This window comes from Faecalicatena orotica (assembly GCF_003149245.1).
In the GTDB taxonomy this organism is placed as follows: Bacteria; Bacillota; Clostridia; order Lachnospirales; family Lachnospiraceae; genus Faecalicatena_A; species Faecalicatena_A orotica.
This window is the reverse complement of the sequence record NZ_QGDL01000008.1, coordinates 99,974-115,874: the sequence shown is the minus strand read 5'-3', so window position 1 is coordinate 115,874 and position 15,901 is coordinate 99,974. Positions and strand designations below refer to the sequence as shown.

Below are 15,901 nucleotides of genomic sequence, written 5' to 3'. Positions count from 1 at the left end.
GGATGGGAGTATCAGCTTATTTTTTTCCCTTAATCTTATTTATAATGTATGAAGATCATAAAAATTTTATTAGAGTTTTATGATCTTATATTTCCAAAGTATATTAAAAAATAAAATATAAATACAATAAATACTTTAATAGTAAATATATTTAGAATATAGTATAAAAGAATAAGATATAAGTGCATTTAATTTAGTTTAATAGCTTGTAATATATGTTATATTGTAATCTATTTGTAGATTTTAATGAATACTGATGGTGGAAATTTTTTAGAAGTGATTTATTACAATTGCTTTATTATATTATATCTATTAATTAAAATAATTACTTCCTCAATTTATTCTACACTTATATATATTTACATTCTTTATATTGCCGTATAAAACTATTTTATTACTTGTCTTCTCTCTTAACTATTTTTATATTATCGCAAATTGTGAATATCAAAAATTGATTTTTTATAGATATAGTTGATTTATGAATAAAACTAATTGTGCTTATGGAAAAGTAGGGGGGATTATGGATCAATCTAATTACTTTTATTTACTATAAGTATATATTGTGATTTGATTAATGAATTTTTATTTATTAAGAACTTATTTATGATATAATAAAATGAAAATTATAATAATGGATTAAGTGATGAACCTCACCGTGAGGTTTTATGGTTTAAAAGTGAACAATTGTTATATTATATACTTATAAAATACTGTAAAGATATTAGATATGTTATTTAATTTTCATCATTCTTTTATAAACAAAAATAACTTTCTATTTTTTTATAGAATATAAAACAGAAAAGCGTATAAATTAGTTAAGAAATTTACTTTTATAAATAATATATTGACATAAGGCATACTATTATATGAAATAAAAAATATAGAAAAGTTTTAAACTATAATATGTGATAAATGTAGTTAATATTTTTTGTTAGCTAGAATAATGTGAAGAAAATAAAAATCAGAACCTCACCGTGAGGTTCTGATTTTTACAGTATTAGCTAATATAGCAATAAAATAAATGTTAAATAGCAGTTTATAGTACCTATATATAACAACAAACAAATTTAATAACTAAAAAATTAAGACTTACAGTTTAAATTATTTTATAAAATATTAAATGCAAATAATAATAAATAAAGTTAATAGATGCAATTCATTACGTTTTAAATCTAATATAATTACGTATTTAATAACAGTACAATCAAAAATACTAAATATAATATATACATATTATTACCTTTCTAATACAATAATAAATAAGTTATGTATATTCAAAATAAAAGTCGAAACCTCACCGTGAGGTTTCGACTTTTATTTTGAATATATTATTATATCTATTATGGCTCTAATAGTGATCTGGATTAAGTTCATAGGAATTGGCTCTAATTATAAATAGAAGCAAAGATTTGTCGCAGAATAGCTATATTTATATAATTACACTAGAAAGTATATAAATATAGCTATTGACATAAAATACTGTATACAATATACACTTATTCCAATTTAAATATTAATATATGTTATAAAATCATTACTGCATAATAAATACTCGTAAAGTAATAACTTTAAGCTGTTACTTTATATTTAAACTTTTCAATAAATAATAAAAATAATTATTTATTGAAATATCTATAGATATGTGTCATAATAAAAAAAGCTACTGAATTAATAGAAATAAAACGAAAAACCTCACCGTGAGGTTCACGTACAAAAGGAGGCTGTGTTGTGGCATATGTAATAGGCGATTATAACAGAAAAGGTGGCGTAGGAAAGACTAGTTCAATCATTAATATCGCAGCTCAATTCGCATTAGATGGTAAAAAGGTACTTTTAGTTGATGGCGACTCTCAAATGAACCTGACTCAATTTTTCTTTGAGGGAAATGAAGAGGTTTTTGATGATAATGGGGAGATGCGCGAAGGTATTGAAACATTATACGAGATTCTGGAGCAAGATTTGAATATTTTTAATCATATTAAGAGCCTTGAGTTCAGCGCAAGAAGAAAATGGAGGAATAAATTTCGGAAAATAAGTTTAAAACTCGATATTGTATTAGGCAGCGGCGATATGGACTACTATGGACCGGAGAATATAGATATTCTTAAGGAAAAGCTGAAATTAGCAGGAGAAGAATACGATTATATCTTTATAGATTTTCCTCCGGCTCATAACGTTCTGACAATGATGTACCTGATAGCCTGCGATTATATTATTGTACCGCTTCATTTGGCGAAAGGATCAAGTATACATGGGTATAAAGACGTAATCGGAAGATGCAGGGAAGCTCGTGAGGAGTATGGAAACCGTGATTTAGGCGTTTTGGGACTCTTTTATATTAATACGCAGCTATATAAGTCTGATCAAAGTATTTTATACGAGGAAAGTATGGAAGAAGAGACTAAAAATGCTATGAGACTGTTTACTACAACAATACGTCATGATTATGCATCCATGCAGACAAGCGAAAACATGCAAGAACCTTTATGCATATGCAGTGGAAGCAGTGAAATCACAAAGGACTATAAAACACTTGTAAAAGAAATGGAAAAAAGGATAAAAGAGGAAAGGGGTAAGGCAAATGGCTAAAAAAAGTTTGGCAAATCAGACGTTAAAGAAAAAAAGTATGCTGCATAAGGTTGCCAATCTTTCTGGGGAGTTCCAGCATGAAGTAACACAGGAAATGGTTGAGGAATCAAAGGTTTCTGAACTGCCTGAAGATGTAAAAAAAGGAATTCAATATCTACCTGACGAAAAATTGTTGGATGATCCATTAAATAAAGAGTATTATAGCGATCTGGAAGTGGAACAATTATCACTCACGATGAAAAAGTATGGTTTTCAAGGTGTAATACTGGCTTATCCATGCGGTGATGATACATATATGATTGAATCTGGTCATCGCAGACGTTTGGCCGGACGACAGGCTGGTCTTACAGAATTCCCAGTTCTTCTTACAGAACCCCCAAAACATTTATGGGAAAGAAGAATCCGATTGTTAGGAGCGAACCTTCATGGAAGAGGCGAGGGAAGCCCTCTCGAAAAGGCCCGTATTGCCCAGGGACTATATGAATCCCATAAAGATGAAATTGAATTTAAAAGGAAAGAGAATCTACTAACAGACAATGAAATTACAGCATTAAATCAATTGGTAGCACTTGATATGGAACTTACAGATAAAACAGTAGAAAAATACCGAAGATTACTGAATTTAATACCGGAGCTCCAAAGTATGGCGGATTCAGGGAAATATCCGTGGTCCTATCTTGCAGAAGCCAGCAATTTAAGTAGTGAAAAGCAAAACGAACTTGTGAGGCTGATTCTGGAAAGAGAAGAAAAGGGCAGAAATAGTGCTTCAAACGCCTGGATCAAGAATATTATCAGTAAATTAAAACTAAATCAAATGGCTGAAAGCGCAGAAGAGATAACAGAGGAAAAGAGTGTAAGCAGGGTAAGAAGAAAAAATGGTACAAAAGTAGTTATTAAGAGCGCAAAAGAACTGCATGAAGTGCTCGACAAAGATGCATTGTTCAAGAAGGCTGAATTACCTGTGGTTATTGATACACTCGAGAGCCTCAAAAAGAGTATTGAAGCTAAAATCGATGAACTAAGTAATAAAATCTAAAACCTCACGGTGAGGTTTTGAGAGGATAGTATTTGTCTATCCTCTTTTTTGTTACAAAAATTCAAATTTAAAATAGTTCGTTCAGTATATTTTCTTTTTAAAAAAGTAAGAAATCAACTTTATTATTAAAACTAATAAAGCTTGAGATTAACAATAAAGTAAATTTTGTAATTTGGCTAGTAACGTTATGAAAATGGAAAAGAATAGCAGGAGATAAAACAAGCAGGTAGAAGACAAGCTGACTGAATAATTTTCATAAGAACCTCACGGTGAGGTTCTTATGAAAATAAAAATAAGTGTTAAAATAATTAAAAATTTATTATAATAAAAGATGACTTAATAATTTATACAAATATAGTGGGAATGTGTAATTTATAATAAAAAATAAAAACAAATATAAAAGAGAAATTTATTTGATTAGAGAAAAACAAACTGAAATTAATAAAGAAATTATAAAGGTAGATTCTAACTCGATCAAACTGAATTAGCATTTTTTAAAAATAGAAATATATGCTAATATAATGGTAATATTATCTACTATAAATTTACTCTTACCATGAAATTGAAAGGAAGAATATAATATCAATATTTGATTTAAATAAGACAATTACATTTCTGAGCAGATTTCATTATAATTATTACTTTTTTACCAACTGTTAAAAGTGCAATTTATTAACATAAAATCATCTTATAATGAAATTTCCTAAAATATGAAATCGTAAAAATGAAATATGACAGAAAGTGACTTTTAAATGTTTTGGTGAAAATTCCTGCCAGTAAAAGATTTTTTGCGGTAAAGTAGGGATGGTATTCAATCATATGCGACTGGCCGTTAAAATAAAAAACTATAAATAATGCAATTTTATAAAATTCAAATTAATAAACAGGCGCATTATTTATAATTGCAGAGTATTTGAAAAATATCCAGACTCAAGAAATCATATATACACAGTGAAATCAACACTTAATGTAAAAGCAGAGCTGCTCCACATTTCTGAAGACTTCACAAATAAAATGTTATATAGAAGGCAGACATAAAAAATAAAGTTTTAAATAAACTTAAAATAATATTTAATGAATTTAATAATTAAATTATTATAATAACATAGCAAAAATGCTATAAAAACAAAAAGTAATCGCAGAATTGCAATCGAGAAAGCAACAGAAATAAGAGGAAATTTAGGGTAAAAATTAGCAGTAAAATACTAAAAAATTAAAAATTAGCTAAATTAAAAAAATACAAAAATTGTAGTACGTACGTAATACTTTGTAATGTATTACAATAAAATATGGAAATTTAATTGAGTATCATCTATAATAGATTTAGAAGAAATGATTACATATAAATTAGGAGGAAAAATATGAAGGAATTTCAGGAAGGCAGAAAATCAAAGGACCTTACGCCAAAATCTTTTAGAATAGATGATAATACAGCAGAAAAAATAAGAGAAATAACAGGAGAACTTGGTGCAGGTGCAAATACACAGGAAGCGTTTGCCAGAATGATTGAGGCATATGAGATTCAAAAAGCTAAATTTGCACTCGGCAAAGACAGTGAATCAGTAGAGGAGTTTGAGGCACATGTAAATATACTGTCACGTCTCTTTATGGGAATGGTAGAAAAAAAACAGATGCTGTCAGCAACCGTACGAACAGAATATGAGGCTATGCTTACATCTAAGGAAAAAACCATTCAAGGCCTGCAGGAGGAGATGGAATCCCTGACGGAGTCAACTAACGCAGCTCTATCCGAAAAAAGACTGCTCCGGGAGGAAAATACAAGATTGAGTGAAGAGATAAAGGAGCTTCAGAATAAAGTATTAGAACAGCAGAGTGATTTCTGGGACAAGCTGGCTGACAAGGATGCTCTGAACCAGACATTGAATGATTCCTGCATCGAACTGCGGGAAAAGAATGAACAGATGAAGGCTGCAGTTTCAGATGCAGAAAGCAGCCTGAAGGAAAAAGAGAATCTGGTTACTGTTGTAAGTGATCTAGAAAGAAAGATACAGGAATTAAAGAGCCAGATTGAAAGCAGGAAAAAAGAGGCGGCTCTTGAAAAAGAACAAGCATTGCTAGAGCAGCAGAGACAATTTGATGGAAAGTTATCACTGTTGGATGAAGAATTTCAAAAACTGGAAACAGCTATGGAAAAGCAGAAAGATGAAAATGAAAGAACAAAAGATAAGTTACAGTTAGAGATGGATAAGAAATTAATGGAAACTAACAGGCAGTTCACTGAAGCAATGGAAGAAGTTAAGAAAAAGGCACAAAATGAGATTGACTTATATCAGGAAAAATATCTGAAGCTGTTAGAACGGATGAGTAAAGAACGAGAAAATCTATAATAGAAAGCTTTAAGGAGAGAGAGTCCTGGGCTCCCCCTCTCCTTAAAGTAAAAGTTTCGTATAGTCTATACTTCTGATGTACAATGTGCACAGCGCGTTGCATCCAACGGAATCTCGCTCTTGCAATAAGGGCAGATTTTAGTCGTAGGAGCTGTTTCTTCTACTTTTTTTCCTAGGCTGGCTGCCTTATTAAGTGCTTTCATCATACAAAACAGAATAAATGCCATTATGATAAAGTTTACCACTGCAGAGGCAAACGAAGAGGCAAATCCTAATATATCGTTGGCCGTGTAACTTGTCTGGCCGGTTATAAAATTAAGTACTGGATTGATGAAATTATCCGTGAGTGAAGTTACAATTCCGGAAAAGGCACCGCCAATAATGATACCAACTGCCATATCCATCACATTTCCGCGAAGTGCGAAGTTCTTAAATTCCTGCATAAATTTTTTCATATGTATCGTTCCTTTCTTTTTCCTATTGTTAATAAATCTAACATAACATAAATATTCTTTTTATTCTAGAAGAGTGGACTATTTTGGAAAATTAAAATAGTTTTCGGTCCAGGTCAGGTTCATTCTAATCTCTTTTATTTTATCTACTTTATTTTTAATAATCAAACCGGCTGTGTTATCAGTATATTTTTTCATCGGAGAAAGTTTATTCGAAAGCCAGATCGGACCACTGCTATTGGGGGGGGCATTGTAATAATATATAAAAATGCAGTTGAAATATTGTTAAAGATTACCGAAAAAACATCTGTAATCAAATATGTTATTGACAAAAAGAGATGTAAAAACTATTATGATATCAAGTTATGAAACATTATTACAAAACTAAAAATCATAACGCAGAAAGGAGCTATGATGGAACTATTTACATCAGAATTAGTGGATGACCAAGTGATCCGGATCAGTGATATAACGGGAGTATTCCTTTATCTGGTACTGGGAAGTGAAAGAGCCTTATTGATCGACACAGGCTGCGGGATCGGGGATGTAAGGACATATGTCGAAAGCCTGACGAACCTGCCTGTAACAGTAGTCTGTACACATGGTCATATGGACCATGCAGGAGGAGCGGACCAATTTGAAGAAGTGTATCTGAATCATGCAGACTGGGAGTTATCGATCACACATTGTTCCATAGATAACCGGAAGGAATACGCCGATATAATGCGTGGTATATTACATCCGGAAATCACTTCGGAGCAAATGGAGTCCTTGTCCTATAGTAAAATAAGGACAAAAGATTATCAGGATCTAAGAAACAATATGGAATTTGACCTCGGGGGGATTACGGTTCAGCCGATTCCGCTGCCGGGACATACGCAGGGAAGTATGTGTATGCTGCTTAGGGAGAAAAGGGTCCTGCTGACAGGGGATGCCTGCAACCCAAGTGTTTTCTTATTTGACCGGGAAGCACTTTCTGTTGAAGAATACAGGAAAAATCTGGTCCGGTTTTTGAAATATGAAGAATTCTATGACAAAATCTGGATTTCTCATGGAGATGGAAAACCGATGCCGAAGAGACTTTTACAGGAATGTATCGGCGTCTGCGACTCCATCACCAACGGGGCCGATGACAGTATTGATTTTCAGTTCATGGGGATTACATGCAAATCTGCATTTGAGATGTTTCCGAACCAATTAAGGAAAGACGGAGGGCTGGCAAATATTATTTACAATCCGCAGAAGATCAGAAGAGGGAGATAGAAAACGATGATTCGGGAAAATGTAACGGAACAAGGAAATATATATGGGAAGTGGCAGATTACAGAGGATACATGGTGTATCACGGACGGCTGGCATAATTTTGTTTATCTGCTGATCGGGGAAGAAAAGGCTTTGCTGATTGATTCCTGCAGCGGTGAGGGCAATATAAGGGCCGTAGTCGAGGGAATTATAGAAAAACCAGTTATGGTACTAAATACGCACGGGCATTTTGACCATACAGGAGGCAACTCATGCTGGCCGGAAGCGTGGATGACAAAAGAGGCGGCAGTACACGCAAAAGAGCCATTCGGGCCAATACATGAAAAATGGTTCCGTTCGAAGCCATATCAGGATTACAAAATACATTATATTGAAAACGGTCAAAGGATTGACTTAGGGCAGAAAATTGTGGAAATCATTTCAATCCCCGCCCACAGTGAAGGAAGCGTTGCAGTACTTGATAAGAATACACGGTTTCTGTTTACAGGGGATGAGATAGAAAGCGGTCAGGTAATCTGGATTGTTAGAAACCAGTCCGTTTCACTGAAAGAGCTGGCGCAGATGCACAAAATGAACATGGAAAAACTGTTGGAATTCAGGCAAGATTATGATTACATCTGGCCTGCACATAATGGTGTTCCACTCTATCCTGACAGGTATATACAGGATTTTATAGAATTAGACAAGCTAATCATAGAAGGCAGACAGCAGGTGATGGAGGATACGGCAGGATTCGGGTTTCCCGCAGATAATCAGACGATAGTGAATCCATTTCAGGATTATGGAAAATTATGCCGTACGCAGTATGGAACTGCGTCTGTGATTTATTCGGAATCTTCCGTAGTTTATCATAATAAGTAAAAGGATAATAGTGTTTGTGGATTATGAACAGTTGCAGTAATATCAGGAAATGATGGAACTTGAAGAAAATGTTTAAAAGAAACAGGGGGATTTTATATGGAACATAATAAAACGTATACGGAGAATATAACGCTGGTAGAAAAAATTGCTCTGATGCTTGGCGGTATGGGAGGGGTACCACTTTTTGCAATTATTTCGGGATTTCTTACATACTTTTACACGAATGTTATCGGCTTGAATGCGGGTGTAGTCGGAGCAATCATTTTAGTATCAAAGGTATTTGACGGTGTATCCGACTTGATTTTCGGCAATATTATTGATAAGACAAGGACAAAATACGGGGTCTGCAGACCGTGGGTTATGCGGATTGCTTTCTTCGGGGCAATTGGCATTCTGGCATTGTTTACGGTGCCTGACATTGGAACAACAGGGCAGTTTATCTATGTTTTTATCAGCTATAACTTATCACAGACTGTTATCTATACTATCATGCAGTTGTCTGTCATCAGTCTTCCGACCTATATGACCCGTGATACTGTCCAGAGAACCGGTCTTTTTGTCTGGGGCAGTATTGGCCAGAGTATTATGACAATCATCATCACGAGCGTCACATTGAGCCTGGTTTCGGCTTTTGGCGGCGGCCAGAAAGCATGGATCATGGCGGGATGTATTTATGCAGTCATGAGTGCGGTCTTCTTATTTGTAACAGGCTGGGTATGTATAGAGAGAGTAAACCCAGATGAGATTGCAGGAAAAGAAGCAAAAGTTCCTTTCCTGACCGTGTTGAAGAGTATTTTAAAAAACAAATACTGGTTTGAAGTACTTGGCATTGTAGTAGTAGGAGCGGGGGTTTATGCGTCGAGCCTGCAGATGCACACGTATTATGCACAATATATTCTGGGAGACATCAATATTGCCAGCATATTAAATATGGCATATACGATTCCACTGCTGGTTGTCGGGTTCTTACTTCTGCCGCTTAGCCAGCATGTGGGTAAAAAGACTATTATGCTTACCGGAATCGGTATCCAGCTTCTTGGATGTATCTTGATTATCATTGTTCCCAGAGTGCTTCCGGTGCTGATACTGGCAACTGTTATGAAGAGTATCGGGCAGAGCTGCGCGGCAACGATGTACCAGCCTATGCTCGGTGATGCGATTGAATATGGGCAGTGGAAAACAGGCATCAGGAGTCAGGCGGCAATGATGGGGGCAAACGGGGCAGGACAGAAGATCGGGCAGGGCCTTGTTTCAGCAGTACTTGGAGGTGTTATGGCTATGGCCGGCTTTAATGGAACCGCGGCGGTCCAGTCTTCTCAGGCAATCGGAAGTGTGTCGGGATTATTCCTTTTTATCCCGCTCGCATTTACAGTAATAGAATTTATCATTGCATATCTATATGATCTGGACAAACATTTTAGCAGCATTATGAAGGACCTTCAGGAGAGAAACAAATAGGCAGTATCAGTTATGTGGAAAGGGGATAAAATGAAGTATCTAATTACAAGAGCAGATGATTTCGGAAGTGCACTGTCAGCGAATCATGCAATGATTCAGGCAGTCGAATATGGAAACTATATAAAAAATGTTTCCTGTATGGTGGCGGCACCTAGGATAGAAGAGGGATTGGACAGACTGATTGGGTTGAAAAAGAAAAAAGAATTTTGCATTGGCCTGCATGCGGTATTGAATAGTGAATGGGAGAGTATACACTATAAAAGTGTGCTGTCCCCTGAAACAATCCCTTCTCTAGTCGATTCAAACGGAATCTTTGCGTTCCATCCGATGAAGTATCAGGAGAAAATGCCGGATGTGGGGGAAGCGGTTCGTGAAATTTCAGCCCAGTTGGATAAACTGGCAAAACTAGGGGTATGTGCAGACTATGTAGATACACATATGCTGCCGGAGGCGGCTGTGCCGGGGCTGTTGGATGCACTTTCAGAATTTATCAAATCGAAGGGACTGATTGACCAGAGATATTTCTATACGTTTCCGAGGGCCCACCAGCCAGAATTAAGCGGCAGAGCAATGCCGGAAGAGGATTTGGCAGCATACAGGGAATGGTTCCAGACGTTTGAGGAAGAAAAACAGTATATCAATATTCTGCATCCGGCTTTCTATTCAGAAGAAACGGAATTATTCTGCAACAGTGTGCTAACAGGAAACCAGACTGCAAAGACGAGAGACGCAGAACAGAGAGTTATAAACAGCTGGGTTCTGGAAGAATACTGTGAGCGGATGGATATCAAACTGTTAAAATATACAGAAGCGGTACCTCAGGGAGATACTACGATGGAGGCTGTAAAATACTTCTAATATAAAAGGGAGCACTCTGGTTTACAAATTTACCTGTAAACCAGAGTGCTCCTTTTTAGTATAGCGTTTTTTCCCAGTCTGGTTTATAATTAGTTATGAAAATATGTTATAAAACTAATAAATGGAAAGGAACATAGCCGATGGGAGAGAAAAGAAGAGCAGCATTACCATCCAACTTAAGACGTAAGAATTATTTATCCATATTGAATATATTCCGTACTGGCAAGGCTTTGTCGGCAAATGACATTTCGTACCAGACAGGGATCAGCCGTGCCACGGTGATGAAAGCCATTAACAGCTTTATTTCCAAGGGGCTTGTGGAATCCGCAGGAAAAGGGGATTCCACGGAAATTGGAGGAAAGAAGCCGGAGCTGTTTCGATTCTGTATGAATAGATATCTGCTCTGTATTGGATTGTGGAGTACGGAAATGGTTGTTGCACTGTATGATCTGACAAACACACTGATTGCACAGAAAACGGCAAATTATAATATGAAAGACGATGTCCATACATTTCTCGATACGATTCAGAGAGCAGCGGAGAACCTGCTGAATGAGGTGAACAGCGAAAGTGAACTGCTATATGGAGTCAGCCTTTGTCTTGGAGGCTATCTGGATGAAGAGACCGGAGTCCTCCAGTATTCGATCCTGACGCCTGAATGGGGGAAAAAGGTCCCTCTGAGGCAGCTGCTTTCCGAGCGATTTCCAAATGCCGAGATTACAGTGGATAATGTGGCACGAATGTCAGCCTGTGCGGCGGTTCTGGATAATCCGGAGTATCTGGATAAAAGGGTCGCGACCATTTATACGGACATCGGTGTGTCGGCCTGCTACATAAACCGGGGACATGTAGAACATGGTGCCCGTTCCCTGATCGGCGAAATCGGTCTGACTGCAGTGGCACTCAATAGTGCAAAGGCATATGAATCAACGGCACCGGCCCTGTTTTCCACACTTATAAACGATCATACAATCTGTGGGGAAATACTGGAAAACAAGGAGAAACTCAAGACGAGTGTCCTGAGCAGGTATCAGGATGACCTGAGAATAGATCATGTATTTAAATCCGCGGAAGAAGGCGATTCATTTGCAAAAGAGACCGTTCGGAAAACCGCATGGCTGTTTTCTGCTGTACTAAACAATATGATTGTAAACTTTGATCCGGATTGTGTTATCATGCAGGGAACATACTCCCGGGCCGGCGAGTGGTTTGACCAGTGCCTGAGGGAGGGGCTGGAATGCTTCAGCCGGATGACGTCAGCGTCTGGACTGGAAATCATATATGATCAAAGATCCCTGATATCCCTCCAGATGAGCGGGATGACAAAGGTGATGAGCAGAAAATTTTTCTCATCTGAGGAGTGGCTGTGACCAAAGGTAGATAAATGTAACAAAAATAACCAACAAAAAATAGTAAAAAGTAATAAAAATAAGCAAATTACCTAAAAGCAATTGACAATAAAATGAGTAATGCCTATAATAAAATCACAACTTGAGAACGTTCTCAAGTTTTTAATTAAAGATAATTGAGAACGTTCTCAAAAATGGAGAGATGAAAGGGGGAACCAGAATGGAACCCAATATTACAATAGAGGATGTGGCAAAGCTGGCAGGTGTATCAAGGGCTACAGCGGGCAGAGTTGTCGGTGGCTATGGGAATGTATCTGCGAAAAGCCGTGAAAAAGTGATGAAAGCAGTACAGGAGCTGGATTACAGGCCGAATCTTGTAGCACAAGGGCTGAGAGGCCAGAGCACGAAAACAATAGCAGTTATTTTAGGCAGTATAAAGAATAATTACTGTAACAAACTGATTTATGCGGTAGAGAAAGAGGCCCAGAAGTATGGATATAACGTCATTGTGTGTAATACCCATGAAGATATTGCACAGGAAGTAGGGCATCTTCAGAATATGTACGGACGCCACGTGGATGGTGTGATCCTGATGTCGGCATGTAAAAGCGGCGATGAGTTGAAAGAACAGCACAGAGATCTTTATCAGGGAAAAACCCCTATTGTATTTGTGGATAGACGGATTAAAGGGTTGGATTCAAGGGTGATTCAAAGCAATAATGCAGAGGCCTCCTATCAGGCCGCAAAGTATCTGCTGGAGCTGGGCCATCGAAACATAGCCGTACTGGCAACAGACGAATATTCTACAGTGAATGAGAGAATTAAGGGATATAAACGGGCACTGGGTGAATATGGAATCGAATTCAGATCACAGAATCTGGCATTTGCCCCCCATAATGACAAAGAAAAGATACGGCAGGTGACGGCTACGATTCTGGATGCAGAAGAACGGGCAACCGCATTGTATGTGCTGAATAACAGTCTGTGCATCGGAGTTCTGATGGAATTAAAAGAAAGGCATATGTCAGTACCGGAAGACCTGTCACTTCTTGTGTGGGATGATGAAGAACTCAATGAACTTCTGGAGATTACCACGGTAGTTCAGCCGATCGAAGAAATTGGAAAAGTCGCGGTACAGGACTTAATGAGACAGAAAGAAAATATTGCTGATCCGGAAGGCGAGAAACGTGAGGTACTGGATGCTTCCATCGTGTTTCGGCAGTCCTGCAAAGCGTATGAAAAATGCTAATAACACTTTCAGGAGTGTTATAAATAAACAAATTCAAGGAGGAAGAAAAATGGATTTAATTATGGGAATGAACAGCGGCTCATCATTTGACGGAATCGATGTGATTCTGGCAGAAACAGAGCTGGACAGTGACGGCTTTCCGAAGGCTCCCCGCTTTATCTGCGGAGGTTCTTATGACTGGCCTGACGAGGTAACGAAGATTGTAAGAGATGCTTTTGAGAACCGTGTAGATATGGTCGGCATCAACAGGCTGAATTACATCTGCGGTGCCGTGTTTGCAGAAAAGGCGGTTCAGTTTATGAAGGAGAATCATATTGATCCGCTGGATATCAAAGTATTAGGACTGGATACACAGACCATTTATCAGGAACAGCCAGACCATGCGAAAATTGCAGCTATGACGGAGGAGGAAAAATCTGACTGGCTGCACAGGTGGCTGAATGGCCCGTATCCGGCAGGGATGCAGATGGGTGATAATTCGGTTATCGCGAATCTTACCAATATCGATACCGTTACACACTTCAGACCTGCGGACCATGTCTGGGGAGGCGCGGCGGCACCGCTGATGCCGTATCTGGACTTTATATTATTTAGAAAAGAAAAGAATCCGGTTATGACACTAAACATAGGAGGCATTGCAAACCTTCATGTTGCAAGTAAAGACAGAAGGGAAATGTTTGGTTTTGACACAGGGCCGGGAAATGCAGTTTCAAACTACCTTTGTAAAAAACTGACTGGAAAAGATTATGATAAAGATGGTGAACTGGCAGCAAAAGGAACCGTAAATGAAGAAATGCTCGATTTCTTTATGCACCATCCATTCTGGGACAGACCGGTACCGAGATCAGGCTGGGTAGGAGACTATAACGAGGAATACATAGACAGCGTATTGAAAAAGTTTGGACATCTTGCAACAGAAGACATTCTTGCAACGGCATGTGCGTTCACAGGTGCGGCAGTGGCTAAAAGCATGCTTGATAACATTCCAAAGGATATTATTGAGAAGACGGATAAGCTTTATGCAAGTGGGGGCGGAGTCAGAAATCCCCAGATTATGAAAGAAATCCAGCAAAGGATTCCGGGAAATATAGAAGTTACAACCTCTGCTGAAATCGGTATACCTCCGGAATATAAAGAAGCGGTTAAGTTTGCGACCATCGCTTACTCTACAATCCATTGCATACCGGGTAATATTCCAGCAGCAGGCCATGCATCACAGTACTCAATCCTTGGTAAAATAGCTCTGGCACCACGTCATATTGTAGGTGGTCCGCAGCTCTAATTGAATACATAAATAATCATAACATGGCACTAAAAAAAAATCTAGTGGTTTAGCGGGCAATGCGACCTGTCCGTCAGACAAGAAATGGAGAAAATAAATGAGGAAGAAAAGAATAGCAGCTTTGTTCTGTGCAGTATCAATGGCAGTCATGTTAGCCGCATGCACAAGTGAGGCACCCGGAAAAAGTTCCGATGATACAAAGGATTCCAGCCAGACAAAGAATGAAAATGTAAAAACACCGGAAGAAATTACAATAGGCGTTTCGTTTGGGCAAAATGTTCATCCGTTCTTTGTTGCCATGCAGAAAGGGATTGAGCAGGCATGTGAGGATAATCATATAAAGAAGTGTAATATCCTGTCTTCAGACAGTTCCCTTGAGACACAGAATTCACAGATCGAGAATCTGGTTACAATGGGATGTGATGTTATCCTGCTGAACCCTTATGATTCAGAAGGGGTTGTGAATGCCGTAAGCAATGCGAAAAATGCAGGTGTGGGTGTATTCACGATGGATGTTGACTGCGAGGGTTCGACTGCGTTTATTGCATCTGACAATAAAGAAATTGGAAAAATGCTGGCAGAATACGTGAAAGAACAGCTTGGTGATAAAGGAAAAATTGCAATCATAGATGGTATTACGGTTAGTTCCCTGAAGGATCGTACAGAGGGGTTCAAGGAAGCCCTGGAAGGAAGCGGAATTGAGATAGTGGCAGAACAGCAGACTGCACATGCGAGAGACACTGCACTGGCTTCTGCAGAGAATATACTGCAGGCAAACCCGGACATAGATGCTTTCGTTGGTGTCAATGAAAATTCAGGTATGGCAATTTTAAGCGCAGCAACATCTGCAAAGCTGAACCCGCTTATGACAACCGTGGATGCAACCTCTGAAAATATGACGGCAATCCGTGACGGCAAGGTAGCAGTCGGAGTCTCCCAGGATCCTTACCAGATGGGATACAAGGCTGTCGAGCAGGCCATCGCATGGTGTCAGGGAAAATCGGTTGATGAATTTATAGAGGTTCCTGTTGAATATATGAATATTGATAATATTCAGGAATTTATAGACCGTGAAAAAGGATATGGGGTCGAAGTAGATTAATGATTAGCTGAAAGTGTTGAAGAGACCGCCATAAAATGAATTTATGTTATTTTG

Annotated in this window: 12 protein-coding genes; 11 read left to right on the top strand and 1 reads right to left on the bottom strand. The window is 37.8% G+C overall.

Annotation, left to right across the window (positions count from 1 at the left end; all coding sequences use genetic code 11):
• Nucleotides 1-1,728: 1,728 nt before the first annotated feature.
• The 3 genes from A8806_RS13685 to A8806_RS13675 all read left to right on the top strand — a co-directional run bounded on the left by A8806_RS13685 (nt 1,729) and on the right by A8806_RS13675 (nt 5,973).
• The gene (locus A8806_RS13685; protein ID WP_109731769.1) at nt 1,729-2,589 is read left to right on the top strand and encodes a ParA family protein; all 861 of its coding nucleotides are present in this window, start codon (nt 1,729-1,731) and stop codon (nt 2,587-2,589) included.
• A complete protein-coding gene (locus A8806_RS13680) occupies nt 2,582-3,625 on the top strand; it encodes a ParB/RepB/Spo0J family partition protein (RefSeq protein ID WP_109731768.1) in 1,044 nt (347 codons plus the stop codon). Before A8806_RS13685 ends, A8806_RS13680 begins: the two co-directional genes overlap by 8 nt.
• A gap of 1,361 nt (nt 3,626-4,986) precedes the next feature.
• A complete protein-coding gene (locus A8806_RS13675) occupies nt 4,987-5,973 on the top strand; it encodes a coiled-coil domain-containing protein (RefSeq protein ID WP_109731767.1) in 987 nt (328 codons plus the stop codon).
• Nucleotides 5,974-6,038: 65 nt separating this feature from the next.
• Here A8806_RS13675 and mscL read toward each other — a convergent pair whose 3' ends face one another.
• Entirely contained in the window at nt 6,039-6,428 is a 390-nt protein-coding gene (gene mscL, locus A8806_RS13670; RefSeq protein WP_109731766.1) for a large conductance mechanosensitive channel protein MscL, read from the bottom strand.
• 408 nt (nt 6,429-6,836) lie between these two features.
• Between mscL and A8806_RS13665 the strand changes: the two genes are divergently transcribed.
• The 8 genes from A8806_RS13665 to A8806_RS13630 all read left to right on the top strand — a co-directional run bounded on the left by A8806_RS13665 (nt 6,837) and on the right by A8806_RS13630 (nt 15,847).
• Entirely contained in the window at nt 6,837-7,688 is an 852-nt protein-coding gene (locus tag A8806_RS13665) for an MBL fold metallo-hydrolase (protein ID WP_109731765.1), read from the top strand.
• Between the two features lie 6 nt (nt 7,689-7,694).
• On the top strand, nt 7,695-8,549 hold the full coding sequence (locus A8806_RS13660; RefSeq protein ID WP_109731764.1) for an MBL fold metallo-hydrolase: 855 nt from the start codon (nt 7,695-7,697) through the stop codon (nt 8,547-8,549).
• Between the two features lie 96 nt (nt 8,550-8,645).
• On the top strand, nt 8,646-10,007 hold the full coding sequence (locus A8806_RS13655; RefSeq protein WP_109731763.1) for an MFS transporter: 1,362 nt from the start codon (nt 8,646-8,648) through the stop codon (nt 10,005-10,007).
• A 30-nt stretch (nt 10,008-10,037) separates the two neighbouring features.
• Nucleotides 10,038-10,865, top strand: a complete 828-nt coding sequence (locus A8806_RS13650; RefSeq protein WP_181368719.1) for a ChbG/HpnK family deacetylase — start codon at nt 10,038-10,040, stop codon at nt 10,863-10,865.
• 140 nt (nt 10,866-11,005) lie between these two features.
• Nucleotides 11,006-12,235, top strand: coding sequence for an ROK family transcriptional regulator (locus A8806_RS13645; protein ID WP_109731761.1), 1,230 nt, complete (start codon nt 11,006-11,008; stop codon nt 12,233-12,235).
• Between the two features lie 199 nt (nt 12,236-12,434).
• Nucleotides 12,435-13,463, top strand: a complete 1,029-nt coding sequence (locus A8806_RS13640) for a LacI family DNA-binding transcriptional regulator (protein WP_181368718.1) — start codon at nt 12,435-12,437, stop codon at nt 13,461-13,463.
• Between the two features lie 49 nt (nt 13,464-13,512).
• Nucleotides 13,513-14,745 carry an anhydro-N-acetylmuramic acid kinase gene (locus tag A8806_RS13635; RefSeq protein ID WP_181368717.1) on the top strand — a complete coding sequence of 411 codons (1,233 nt, stop codon included), beginning with the start codon at nt 13,513-13,515 and terminating at the stop codon, nt 14,743-14,745.
• A 97-nt stretch (nt 14,746-14,842) separates the two neighbouring features.
• On the top strand, nt 14,843-15,847 hold the full coding sequence (locus A8806_RS13630; protein ID WP_109731758.1) for a sugar ABC transporter substrate-binding protein: 1,005 nt from the start codon (nt 14,843-14,845) through the stop codon (nt 15,845-15,847).
• Nucleotides 15,848-15,901: the final 54 nt, after the last annotated feature.

Coding starts and splice junctions, on each gene's coding strand:
- A8806_RS13675 (WP_109731767.1), top strand. CDS start 4,987: ATGAAGGAATTTCAGGAAGGCAGAAAATCAAAGGACCTTACGCCAAAA.
- A8806_RS13645 (WP_109731761.1), top strand. CDS start 11,006: ATGGGAGAGAAAAGAAGAGCAGCATTACCATCCAACTTAAGACGTAAG.
- A8806_RS13650 (WP_181368719.1), top strand. CDS start 10,038: ATGAAGTATCTAATTACAAGAGCAGATGATTTCGGAAGTGCACTGTCA.
- A8806_RS13660 (WP_109731764.1), top strand. CDS start 7,695: ATGATTCGGGAAAATGTAACGGAACAAGGAAATATATATGGGAAGTGG.
- A8806_RS13640 (WP_181368718.1), top strand. CDS start 12,435: ATGGAACCCAATATTACAATAGAGGATGTGGCAAAGCTGGCAGGTGTA.
- mscL (WP_109731766.1), bottom strand. CDS start 6,428: ATGAAAAAATTTATGCAGGAATTTAAGAACTTCGCACTTCGCGGAAAT.
- A8806_RS13680 (WP_109731768.1), top strand. CDS start 2,582: ATGGCTAAAAAAAGTTTGGCAAATCAGACGTTAAAGAAAAAAAGTATG.
- A8806_RS13630 (WP_109731758.1), top strand. CDS start 14,843: ATGAGGAAGAAAAGAATAGCAGCTTTGTTCTGTGCAGTATCAATGGCA.
- A8806_RS13655 (WP_109731763.1), top strand. CDS start 8,646: ATGGAACATAATAAAACGTATACGGAGAATATAACGCTGGTAGAAAAA.
- A8806_RS13635 (WP_181368717.1), top strand. CDS start 13,513: ATGGATTTAATTATGGGAATGAACAGCGGCTCATCATTTGACGGAATC.
- A8806_RS13665 (WP_109731765.1), top strand. CDS start 6,837: ATGATGGAACTATTTACATCAGAATTAGTGGATGACCAAGTGATCCGG.